At 70.5% G+C, this 11,619-nt stretch carries 10 protein-coding genes; 8 read left to right on the top strand and 2 right to left on the bottom strand.

Annotation, left to right across the window (positions count from 1 at the left end):
* Window positions 1–276: 276 nt before the first annotated feature.
* Window positions 277–1,596, bottom strand: a complete 1,320-nt coding sequence (locus tag AB0N81_RS30815; RefSeq protein WP_365364048.1) for an aminotransferase class I/II-fold pyridoxal phosphate-dependent enzyme — start codon at window positions 1,594–1,596, stop codon at window positions 277–279.
* A gap of 76 nt (window positions 1,597–1,672) precedes the next feature.
* Between AB0N81_RS30815 and AB0N81_RS30810 the strand changes: the two genes are divergently transcribed.
* Complete coding sequence (locus AB0N81_RS30810) at window positions 1,673–2,950, top strand: MFS transporter (protein WP_365364047.1); 1,278 nt, start codon at window positions 1,673–1,675, stop codon at window positions 2,948–2,950.
* A 31-nt stretch (window positions 2,951–2,981) separates the two neighbouring features.
* Here the strand turns inward: AB0N81_RS30810 and AB0N81_RS30805 are convergent, their stop codons facing one another.
* Entirely contained in the window at window positions 2,982–3,539 is a 558-nt protein-coding gene (locus tag AB0N81_RS30805) for an NADAR family protein (protein ID WP_365364045.1), read from the bottom strand.
* 207 nt (window positions 3,540–3,746) lie between these two features.
* On the opposite strand from AB0N81_RS30805, the gene AB0N81_RS30800 reads away from it, so the two are divergent.
* The 7 genes from AB0N81_RS30800 (at window position 3,747) to AB0N81_RS30770 (ending at window position 11,590) form a co-directional block, all read left to right on the top strand.
* A complete protein-coding gene (locus tag AB0N81_RS30800) occupies window positions 3,747–5,249 on the top strand; it encodes a gamma-aminobutyraldehyde dehydrogenase (RefSeq protein ID WP_365364044.1) in 1,503 nt (500 codons plus the stop codon).
* 69 nt (window positions 5,250–5,318) lie between these two features.
* Window positions 5,319–6,512 carry a spermidine/putrescine ABC transporter substrate-binding protein gene (locus AB0N81_RS30795; RefSeq protein WP_365364043.1) on the top strand — a complete coding sequence of 398 codons (1,194 nt, stop codon included), beginning with the start codon at window positions 5,319–5,321 and terminating at the stop codon, window positions 6,510–6,512.
* Between the two features lie 39 nt (window positions 6,513–6,551).
* On the top strand, window positions 6,552–7,721 hold the full coding sequence (locus AB0N81_RS30790; RefSeq protein ID WP_365364041.1) for an ABC transporter ATP-binding protein: 1,170 nt from the start codon (window positions 6,552–6,554) through the stop codon (window positions 7,719–7,721).
* The gene (locus tag AB0N81_RS30785; RefSeq protein ID WP_365364040.1) at window positions 7,718–8,653 is read left to right on the top strand and encodes an ABC transporter permease; all 936 of its coding nucleotides are present in this window, start codon (window positions 7,718–7,720) and stop codon (window positions 8,651–8,653) included. Before AB0N81_RS30790 ends, AB0N81_RS30785 begins: the two co-directional genes overlap by 4 nt.
* A complete protein-coding gene (locus tag AB0N81_RS30780; RefSeq protein WP_365364039.1) occupies window positions 8,653–9,456 on the top strand; it encodes an ABC transporter permease in 804 nt (267 codons plus the stop codon). The genes AB0N81_RS30785 and AB0N81_RS30780 overlap by 1 nt, the downstream gene beginning before the upstream one ends.
* 20 nt (window positions 9,457–9,476) lie before the next feature.
* Window positions 9,477–10,895, top strand: coding sequence for an FAD-dependent oxidoreductase (locus AB0N81_RS30775; RefSeq protein WP_365364037.1), 1,419 nt, complete (start codon window positions 9,477–9,479; stop codon window positions 10,893–10,895).
* 227 nt (window positions 10,896–11,122) lie between these two features.
* Window positions 11,123–11,590, top strand: a complete 468-nt coding sequence (locus AB0N81_RS30770; RefSeq protein ID WP_365364035.1) for a hypothetical protein — start codon at window positions 11,123–11,125, stop codon at window positions 11,588–11,590.
* The last annotated feature ends 29 nt before the right edge of the window (window positions 11,591–11,619 follow it).

Here is an 11,619-nt window from a genome sequence, read left to right as displayed (position 1 = left end):
CACGTCGGCCGCAGGGTTCCCGGACCGTTCGGCCACGTCCGTCGTAGCGTTCCCGGACCGTTCGGCACGCCGGCCGTAGGGACAGGGTTCCCGGGGCATTCGGCCACGTCGGCCGCAGGGTTCCCGGACCGTTCGGCCACGTCCGTCGTAGCGTTCCCGGACCGTTCGGCACGCCGGCCGTAGGGACAGGGTTCCCGGGCCATTCGGCTGCCTCGGTCGCCTCGGTCGCCTCGGCCACCTCGGCCGTCGGGCCCCCGGGACACGGGGCCACACCCCTCACCCCCCGTACGTAGCCTCCGACTCACCGAGCACGGCGGCGAAGTCCGCGGCCAGCCGCACCGCGTCCGCCGCCTCGAGCGCGGACGTGGTGATGCGCACGGCGGTGGGCGCGGCGATGCGGAACCGCGCCCCCGCGGCCACCCACCAGCCCCGCGAGCGCAGCCCGTTGACGACCGCGGACTCGTCCCGCACGGGTACCCATACGTTCATCCCGCTCGCCCCCCGCGCCGCGATCCCGTGCCCCGCGAGCTCACGGATCAGCGTTTCGCGCCGCTCCGTGTAGGCGCGCCCGGCCCGGGCCACCACCTCGCGCGCTGCGGGGTCGGTCATCGTCCGGTCGACCGTCTCCTGCAGTACGTGACTGACCCACCCCGAGGTGAGCAGCATCCGCCCCTCGTGCCTGGCCAGCGTGGTGGCGTCGCACGCGAGGGCCGCCCACCGCAGGTCGACGCTCAGGTGCTTGGAGACGGTGCGCACCTGCGCCCAGCGCGGGAGCCCGCCGCTCGCCAGTGAGTGCGAGGGAGCCCCCGCGATCTCGGCGTTGTGGTCGTCCTCGACGACGAGCACGTCCGGATGCCCGGCGAGGGCGTCGAGCAGCGCATCCCGCCGCTCCGCGGTGAAGTGACCGCCCACCGGGTTCTGCCCCCGCGGGCTGCACACCAGGGCCCTGGCCCCCGCCCGCAGCGCTCCGCGCAGAGCTTCCGGCCTGATGCCCTCGTCGTCCACGGCCACCGGCACCATGCGCAGCCCCAACGCCGGTACGAGGTCGAGGAGATGGTGGAAGCCCGGATCCTCCACGGCCACCGTGTCGCCCGGCTTGAGCTCCACCGAGAGGAGCCGGGCCATGCAGTCCAGCGCCCCGTGCGCGAAGGTCACCCGGCTGTCGGGCACCCCGTCCCGCGCGAACCACCCCCGGGCCCGTTCCTCAAGGCTGTCGAGGCGCGGCGCCGCACGGTGCGATCCGTTCACCGGCTCCACCCGGGCCGGCGGCATCAGGACCGGCAGCAGGTGTGGATCCGGATGCCCGCCCGCGAGATCGCGCACCCCCCGCGGCGCCCTGGGCGGTCTGCGGGTCCCGACCGCCGGGGCCTGCGCCACGACCGTGCCGCCCCGGCCGCGCGTCACCACGATCCCGCGCTGCCGCAACTCCTTGTAGGCCGTCGCCACCGTGCCGGCGCTGACCCCCAGCTCGTCGGCGAGCCTGCGCACCGGAGGCAGTGCGGCTCCCGGGGCCAACCCGCCGTCGGCCACGGCCTGTTCGACGGACGCGGTAATGCCCTTGGCGGTCGAGCCACTGATCACATATTGTGCTGCCACATAGGTGATTATGTACCGGTACAAAAGAGCACGTCAAGCCGACGTCGCCAAGACACGTGGCAGCCAAGGGGGATGGGTGAGCTTCAGTCGTAAGCGGTCCGCGCTCTACGCACGCATACCAGGAGGTGCCGACGGCCGCCGCATGCTCTGGATCGCTCTGATCAACAAGGCGGGGACCGGGCTGTGGATGGGGGCGGCCGCTCTCTACTTCACCCTGGTCACCGGGTTGTCGGTCGCCGAAGTCGGCGTGCTCTTAGGGGTTTCGGGTGCCGTCGGCATCGCGGGTGCGCCGCTCGCGGGCCACCTCGCCGACCGCTTCCCGGTCACCCGCATCATCATCGGTGCCCAACTCCAGCAAGCCGTCGCGCTGTCGGCGCTGCTCACGACGGACAACTTCGCGCTGCTCCTGCTGTACTCGGCCGTCAACAGCCTCGCCGACCGCGGTGCCAACGTGCTCACCAAGCTGTACGCGGCCCGCATCGCGGGCCCGCAGCGCACCACGTACCAAGCCGTGCAGCGCACCGTCTCCAACGCGGGCTGGGCCATCGGCGGCCTGGCCGGCGCGCTCGCCCTCGCCGTCGGCACCACCCACGCCTACCAGGCACTGCTCATCGGCAACGTGGTCAGCTTCCTCGCCGCCGCGGTCCTCACCCTGCGCTGCGCCGAACCGCCTTCGCCGTCCCGCCTGGTCGCCGACTCCACGGCGACAGCGCCGGTGGCCCCACCGTCCAACCCCTGGCGCGACCGCCCCTACCTGCTCTTCACGGTGACGGAGGCGGCCCTCTTCCTCGATGACGCGGTGCTCCAGGTCGGTATCCCGCTGTGGATCGTCCACGCCACCGACGCCCCGCACGGCCTCGCGCCGCTCCTCATGGTGCTCAACTGCGTGCTGGTCGTCTGCTGCCAGGTGCCGCTGTCCCGGTTCGGCAGCACCCCGGAGCGGGCCCGCGCGCTCCTCGTCCCCCTCGCGGCCTGCTTCGTCGTCGGGTGCGGCGCCCTGACCGCCTCCGCGCTCGGCGGCACGTGGCTCGCCGTCGCCGCCCTCACCGTCGCGGCGATCGCCCTCACCTTCGCGGAGATACTCCACGCCATCGCCTCCTGGGAGCTCTCGATCGCGCTCGCCCCCGACGACGCCCAGGGCGCCTACCTCGGGGTGCACGGTCTCTCCTCGTCGGCCCAGCGCAGCGGGGGACCGCTCCTGGTCACCGCCGTGATCGCGGCGGGCCCGCTCGCCTGGCCGGTCCTCGGCGCGGGTGTGATCGTGACGGTGGCGGCGCAGAGCCGTCTCGTACGCAAGCGGCTGACCCGGCAGAGTCCTGGGGCAGACCGTGCCGTGGCGCCCCGGGCCATGTGAGGCGCCCCGGGCCGCCTGAGCGCCCCGGGGCTCAGAGGCGGGCCCGCGCCTCCATCAGCGCGAAGCCCAGCAGGTTGGGCCCGCGCCACTTCGCGGGGTCGGCCGCGCGCGGGTCGTCGGCCGCCAGGCCGATGCCCCAGACGCGGTCCAGAGGGCTCGCCTCGACCAGAACACGCCGGCCCGTCCCGACGAGGAACTCCCGGAGCGCGGGGTCCGAGGCGAACTTGTGCGTGCTGCCCGCGACCACGATGCCGAAGCGCTCGCGCGCCCATATCGCGTCGTCGAAGCCCCGGACGAGGCGGCCCGCGTTCTTCGCCTGCGCCGGGGTCGGTGCCGCGAGGACCGCACGCTCCGCGTCCGCGTCGTCGAAGAGACGGGCCCTGGCCGCCATCATCCAGTGCTCCGCCGTCGCGTACTCGACGCCGTCGACCGTGAAGGGCGACGGCCACCACTGGCTGAGGCAGCTCGGGCCCAGGGAACCGTCCCGCCGCGGGGTGTGACCCCAGAAGTGCAGGTACTTCACCGTCTCGCCCGCGCCCACCGCATGGACCAGTGCCTCGGCCGAACGGATCGAGTCGATCTTCGTCATGCACGCGAGTCTGGCACGCACCACTGACACTCCGTCCCTGGTTTTCCGGGCCGACTCGACACCTGGTCGACAGATTCCGTCGCGTAACCAAAAGGCAACAACGGAATCACTTGTTGGACTATCACTGCTCTGTCAGGATCGGCACTCAAATCGATCCGGAGCTACGCCGACCCCCGCGGGACGGGGCGGGCGGCGGAGGAGAGCGTCATGCACAACTTCCAGGCGCGGGACCACTTCGCGGACGGTGCGCAGTACATCGCCGGGCGGCTGACCAAGGGGACGTCGGGCCACTCCCACGCGGTCGTCGATCCCGCCACGGGCGACGAGGTCCTCACGTACGAGCTGGCCGGAAGCGATGACGTCGACGCCGCTGTCGCCGCGGCCGCCGAGGCGTTCCCCGGCTGGGCGGGCGCCACCCCGGGCGAGCGCTCGGACGCCCTGCACCGCTTCGCCGGCGTCCTGGCCGACCGCGCCGAGGAGTTCGCGCAGGCCGAGTCGCTCCAGTGCGGCAAGCCGATCAAGCTGAGCCGGGAGTTCGACGTCCCCGGCACCGTCGACAACGCAGCCTTCTTCGCGGGCGCGGCCCGGCACCTCCAGGGCCAGTCGGCCGGTGAGTACACCGGTGACCACACCTCGTACGTGCGGCGCGAGCCCATCGGTGTCGTCGGGTCCATCGCGCCCTGGAACTACCCGCTCCAGATGGCCGCCTGGAAGGTGCTTCCGGCGATCGCGGCCGGCAACACCATCGTCCTCAAGCCCGCCGAGCTCACCCCCTTCACCTCGCTCCTCTTCGCGCGGGCGGCGACCGAGGCCGGTATCCCCGACGGGGTCGTCAACATCGTCACCGGCGCGGGCAAGGAGGCCGGTGAGCACCTCGTCGGACACCCCGACGTCGCCATGACCTCCTTCACGGGGTCCACCGGCGTCGGCAAGCGCGTCGCCGAGATCGCGACCGCCACCGTCAAGCGGCTGCACCTGGAGCTCGGCGGCAAGGCGCCCTTCGTCGTGTTCGACGACGCCGACCTCGACGCCGCCGTGCACGGCGCGGTCGCCGGTGCGCTCATCAACTCCGGGCAGGACTGCACCGCGGCCACGCGCGCGTACGTGCAACGCCCGCTGTACGACGCCTTCGTGGCGGGCGTCGCCGACCTCATGGAGAGCGTGCGGCTCGGCGACCCGTTCGACCCGAGCACCGACATGGGGCCGCTCATCTCGCACGTGCACCGCGACCGTGTCGCCGGCTTCGTCGACCGGGCCCGTTCCTACGCGCGCGTGGTCACCGGCGGGGAGGCGCTCCGGCACCCCGGCGCGTTCTACAAGCCCACGCTCATCGCCGACGCCGCGCAGGACAGCGAGATCGTGCAGTCCGAGGTCTTCGGGCCCGTGCTCGTCGTGCTCCCCTTCGACAGCGACGACGAGGGCATCCGGCTCGCCAACGACACCCCGTACGGCCTCGCCGCCTCCGCCTGGAGCCGCGACGTGTACCGCGCGGGCCGCGCGACCCGCGAGATCAAGGCCGGCTGCGTGTGGGTCAACGACCACATCCCGATCCTCAGCGAGATGCCGCACGGCGGCTACAAGGCGTCCGGCTACGGAAAGGACATGTCCGCGTACTCGTTCGAGGAGTACACACAGGTCAAGCACGTCATGTTCGACAACACCGCAGTGGTCCGCAAGGACTGGCACCGCACCATCTTCGGGGACCGGTAAACACGTAGCCACGTCGTCACAGGCCGCATGACCGGCGGCCGCCTTCCTCCCGAAAGGGCAACCACGCGCATGGAGCAGTACGAGCCCGACTCCCTCACCCGCCGTTCCGTGCTGCGCGCCTCCACGGGCGGCGCGCTCGCCCTCGGCGGACTCGGGGCGCTGAGCGCCTGCGGAATCCCCGCGGCGGGCAAGGGCCAGGGTGATGTCTCGTCCGAGGACCACTCGGCGGAGGAGAAGCGGATCGCCTTCTCCAACTGGACCGAGTACATGGACGTCGACGAGAAGGACAAGAACCGGCGGCCCACCCTGGAGGCGTTCACGAAGCGCACCGGGATCACGGTCAAGTACACCGAGGACATCAACGACAACGTCGAGTTCTTCGGGAAGCTCAAACCGCAGCTCGCGGCGGGCCAGGACACCGGACGCGACCTCATCTGCGTCACGGACTGGCTCGCGGCCAGGCTCATCCGCTTCGGGTGGGTCCAGAAACTGGACCCGGCCAACCTGCCGCACGCGTACGCCAACCTGTCCGCCCAGTTCCGCAACCCCGACTGGGACCCCGGACGCGCCTACTCGTACCCCTGGACCGGCATCTCCACCGTCATCGCGTACAACAAGAAGGCGACCGGCGGGAAGAAGATCACCTCGGTGTCGCAGCTGCTCGACGACCCCGAACTGAAGGGGCGCGTCGGGTTCCTCTCCGAGATGCGCGACACCGTCGGCATGACGCTCCTCGACCTCGGCAAGGACCCGGGGAACTTCACCGACGACGACTTCGACGCGGCCATCGCCCGTCTCCAGAAGGCCGTCGACAAGAAGCAGATCCGCCGCTTCACTGGCAACGACTACACCTCGGACCTCGCCAAGGGCGACATGGCCGCCTGCCTCGGCTGGGCCGGTGACATCGTGCAGCTGCAGGCCGACAACCCGGACGTCGGCTTCCACATCCCGGACCAGGGCTACATCACGTCCACGGACAATCTCCTCGTCCCGAACCGGGCGCGGCACAAGAAGAACGCCGAGCGGCTCATCGACTACTACTACCGGCCGGAGCCGGCGGCCCGCCTCGCGGCGTACATCAACTACGTCTGCCCCGTGGACGGCGTGCGGGACGCCCTCGCCAAGATCGACAAGGGCGCCGCGGCCAATCCGCTGATCATCCCCGACAAGGAGATGAAGGAGAAGTCGCGGGCCTTCCGGTCGCTCACGCCGAAGGAAGAGACCGCGTACGAACAGAAGTTCGCGCGCCTCACGGGGGCCTAGTCCCTCTCGCCATCCCCTCGACTTCCCCTGGACCCCACCATGACCTCTGCTCAAGAATCCGGCGGCGACGTCCGTCTCACCGGGATCAGCAAGACGTACGGCTCCTTCACCGCCGTGCACCCGCTCGACCTCACCGTGCCGCAGGGCTCCTTCTTCGCGCTGCTCGGCGCGTCCGGCTGCGGCAAGACCACCACGCTCCGCATGATCGCAGGCCTGGAGGAGCCCAGCTCCGGCACGGTCCGCCTAGGCGACCAGGACGTCACGGCCCTGCCGCCGTACAAGCGGCCCGTGAACACCGTCTTCCAGTCGTACGCGCTCTTCCCCCACCTGGACATCTTCGAGAACGTCGCCTTCGGCCTGCGCCGCCGCGGCATCAAGTCGGTGAAGAAGCAGGTCGGCGAGATGCTCGACCTCGTACAACTCGGCGAGCAGGCCCGCAAGAAGCCGCACCAGCTCTCCGGCGGCCAGCAGCAGCGCGTCGCCGTCGCCCGCGCGCTCATCAACCACCCCAAGGTGCTCCTCCTCGACGAGCCGCTCGGCGCCCTCGACCTGAAGCTGCGCCGGCAGATGCAGCTGGAGCTCAAGCGCATCCAGACCGAGGTCGGCATCACCTTCGTGCACGTCACGCACGACCAGGAGGAGGCCATGACCATGGCCGACACCGTGGCCGTGATGAACGGCGGCCGCGTCGAACAGCTCGGCGCCCCCGCCGACCTCTACGAGAACCCGCGGACCACCTTCGTCGCCAACTTCCTCGGCACGTCGAACTTCATCGAGGCAGACATCCAAGAGGGCGTCGGTAGGAGCGGCGACGACCTCGTCGTCAAGGCGGGCGACTGCAAGCTGACGCTGCCCGCCGCCCGATGTACCGGCCCCACCGCCACCGGCGGCAAGATCCTGCTCGGCGTGCGCCCGGAGAAGATCTCCCTCACCCACGCCGATGACGCGGGACAGATCCCCGAGGGCCGCAACCGCATCACCGGACGCATCGCCGACAGCAGCTTCATCGGCGTATCGACGCAGTACGTCGTCCACAGCCCGGTCTGCCCGTCCTTCGAGGTGTACGCGCAGAACATCGAGCGCGACACCCGCCTCACCCCCGGCGCCGAGGTCGTCCTGCACTGGAACCCCGCGCACACCTTCGGCCTGGACGCCGCCCAGGACGCCGAGGCGGGCGTCGAGAAGGTCGAGGAGGACACCTCGGCATGACGACCGTGACCGACGCACCGCCGCCGAAGGCGTCCGCTCCCCAGGAGCCACCCGCACGCAAGCCGCGCAAGCGCGGGCGGCTCGTCCCCTACTGGCTGCTGCTCCCCGGCATCCTCTGGCTCGTCGTCTTCTTCGCGCTGCCCCTCGTCTACCAGGCGTCGACCTCCGTGCAGACCGGGTCGCTCGAAGAAGGCTTCAAGGTCACCTGGCACTTCGCCACCTACTGGGACGCGGCTGCCGACTACTGGCCGCAGTTCCTGCGCTCGGTGCTCTACGCGGGCGCCGCCACGGTCCTGTGCCTGCTGCTCGGCTACCCGCTCGCCTACCTCATCGCGTTCCGCGCGGGCCGCTGGCGCAACATCATCCTCGTCCTGGTCATCGCGCCGTTCTTCACCAGCTTCCTCATCCGTACGCTGGCGTGGAAGACGATCCTCGCGGACGGCGGGCCCGTGGTGGGCGCCCTCAACTCCCTGCACGTCCTGGACGTCACCAGCTGGCTCGGCGTCACGGCCGGCGACCGGGTCCTCGCCACGCCCCTCGCGGTGATCTGCGGACTCACGTACAACTTCCTGCCGTTCATGATCCTGCCGCTCTACACCTCGCTGGAGCGCATCGACGGCCGGCTGCACGAGGCCGCGGGCGACCTCTACGCCAAGCCGTCCACCACCTTCCGCAAGGTGACGTTCCCGCTCTCCATGCCCGGCGTCGTCTCCGGAACACTGCTCACCTTCATTCCCGCGGCGGGCGACTACGTGAACGCGGACCTCCTCGGATCGACCGACACCCGCATGGTCGGAAACGTCATCCAGACGCAGTTCCTGCGCATTCTCGATTACCCGACGGCCGCGGCACTCTCCTTCATCCTGATGGCCGCCATCCTCTTCATGGTGACCTTCTACATCCGCAAGTCAGGGACGGAGGATCTCGTCTGATGGCCGCTTTCTTCCGCTGGCTCCGGCGCAATGTCGTCGTCATCGCGGGCCTGCTGACGCTCGCGTACCTGCTCCTTCCGAACGTCGTCGTGACGGTGTTCTCCTTCAACAAGCCGAAGGGGCGCTTCAATTACTCCTGGCAGGAATTCTCGCTCGACGCGTGGAAGGACCCGTGCGGTGTCGCCGACATGTGCGGCTCCCTCTCGCTGAGCCTGCAGATCGCCGCCTGGGCGACGATCGGCGCGACCGTGCTCGGCACGATGATCGCCTTCGCGCTCGTGCGGTACCGCTTCCGCGCGCGCGGCGCCATCAACTCGCTGATCTTCCTGCCGATGGCGATGCCCGAGGTCGTCATGGCCGCCTCGCTGCTCACGCTCTTCCTCAACATGGGCGCGCAGCTCGGCTTCTGGACGGTCCTCATCGCGCACATCATGTTCTGCCTCAGCTTCGTGGTGACCGCCGTCAAGGCGCGCGTCATGTCGATGGACCCACGCCTGGAACAGGCCGCCCAGGACCTTTACGCAGGCCCCGTGCAGACATTCCTCAGGGTCACGCTGCCGATCGCGGCACCCGGCATCGCGGCGGGCGCGCTGCTCGCCTTCGCGCTCTCCTTCGACGACTTCATCATCACGAATTTCAACGCGGGCTCGACCGTGACGTTCCCCATGTTCGTCTGGGGATCGGCGCAGCGCGGCACGCCCGTTCAAATCAATGTGATCGGCACGGCGATGTTCCTCGTCGCCGTTCTGCTCGTACTCTCCGGAATGCTCATCGGCAAGCGCCGAAACAAGCAGTCCCGGTAACACCTGAAGGAGTGGAAATCATGGCCCCAAGCGCCATGACCCGTTTCACCAAGTCCCTCGCCGACGCCAAGCCGGTGTCGTTCTGGCTGGACGACCCCGGCAGGCCGGCCCCCGAGCCCGCCCTCACCGGCGACGACCGGTGCGACCTCCTCGTCGTCGGCGGCGGGTACAGCGGCCTGTGGACGGCCCTCATCGCCAAGGAGCGCGACCCGCGGCGCGATGTCGTCCTCGTCGAGGGCCGCGAGGTGGGCTGGGCCGCCTCCGGCCGCAACGGCGGTTTCTGCGCCGCCTCCCTCACGCACGGCATCGCCAACGGCCTCTCCCGCTGGCCCGGCGAGATCGGCAGGCTGGAGGAGCTCGGCGCCCGCAACCTCGACGAGATCGAGGCGGCCGTCAAGCGTTACTCCATCGACTGCGACTTCGAGCGCACCGGCGAGATCGACGTCGCCACCGAGCCGCACCAGCTGGCCGAACTCCACGAGATGTACGAGGAGATGGCGGCGCACGGCCTGGCGGGCGGCTCCGAACTCCTGGACGCGGACGCGCTGCGCGAGCACGTCGACTCGCCCACGTTCCTCGGCGGCCTCTGGGACCGCGAGGGAGTCGCCATGCTGCACCCGGCGAAGCTGGCGTGGGGTCTGAAGCGCGCCTGCCTGGAGAAGGGCGTACGCGTCTACGAGCACACGCCCGCGCTGGAGCTGGCCTCATCGGGCGGGGGCACGGCGATCCGCACGCCGTACGGCAGGGTCTTCGCCCGTCAGGCCGCGCTCGCCACGAACATCTTCCCTTCGCTGGTCAAGCGCCTGCGCCCGTACACCGTCCCGGTCTACGACTACGCGCTGATGACCGAGCCGCTGACCGACGACCAGCTGGCGGCGATCGGCTGGCAGAACCGGCAGGGCCTCGGCGACAGCGCCAACCAGTTCCACTACTTCCGGCTCTCCGCCGACAACCGCGTCCTGTGGGGCGGTTACGACGCGATCTACCCGTTCGGCGGGAAGGTGCGGGCCGAGTACGACGACCGGCCCGAGACGTACGCGAAGCTCGCCGGGCACTTCTTCACCTGCTTCCCGCAGCTGGAGGGGGTGCGCTTCACGCACGCGTGGGGCGGCGCGATCGACACGTGCTCGCGCTTCTCGGCCTTCTTCGGCACCGCGCACAAGGGCCGCGTCGCGTACGCGGCCGGGTACACGGGCCTCGGTGTCGGGGCCAGCCGGTTCGGCGCGGACGTCATGCTGGACCTGCTCTCCGGCGAGCGGACGGAGCGTACGGAGCTGGAGATGGTCCGCACGAAGCCGCTGCCGTTCCCGCCCGAGCCGTTCGCGTGGACCGGTGTCGCGCTGACCAAGTGGTCGCTCGCCAGGTCCGACGCCAACGGCGGCAAGCGGAACCTCTGGCTCAAGACGATGGACAAATTGGGCCTCGGCTTCGACAGCTGAGCTTCGGGCCGCCGAGCCATGGCTGGGCGGGGCGTGCTCGACGCCATGGCCGAGCGGGGCGTGCTCGGCGCCATCACTGAGCGGGGCGTGCTCGACCGGCGCACGCCCCGCCTGCCACCCGTGCCCCCTTCACCACCAACCGGTGGCCGGAACCCGCGTAATGCCCGCCCCCTGAACCCCTCTCCCCTGTGACGCGCACGTTGCCGCAGAGGAAAGGAAGGTCCGGTATGACTGGCTCGGGTGGTTCAGGGGTGAAGGCGGCGGTCGAATGGCTGGTGTCGGTGGCGCCCGATCCGGAGGTCTGCCGCTGGGACTGGGAGCGCAATCCCCTCGGGGTCGCGCTGCTGCCGGCCGGGCGGCGCTGGGACGTACTGATCCTGCCCGGTGAGCTCGGCTACTGCACGCTCGACGTGCTGGCCCGCTGCGTCGACCGCCCCGGCCCCGTGCTCGCCGACTTCGGCGACGAACGCATGGGGTTCTTCGTGCCGGCCGGCACGGTCTCCCGCTGGCTCGGCACGGGCGTACGCGGCGCGGGACGCGGCACGTGGATCGTCGTGCCCTATCCGGGCCGGGCCGCGGGCGGCGTCCGCTGGCTGGTCGCGCCGGACGGCTCCGGCACGCTGACCGATCCCGCACTGCTCGAACTCGCGATGCACGAGGCGGCCGCGCGGCTGGCGCGCGACGGCGAGGAGTGAGCTGCCGGACATCTTGACAACTCAATTGG

This window comes from Streptomyces sp. NPDC093510 (genome assembly GCF_040683555.1).
Classification (GTDB): domain Bacteria; phylum Actinomycetota; class Actinomycetes; order Streptomycetales; family Streptomycetaceae; genus Streptomyces.
The sequence above is the reverse complement of the archived record's forward strand: the minus strand, read 5'-3'. Positions and strand labels throughout refer to the sequence as shown.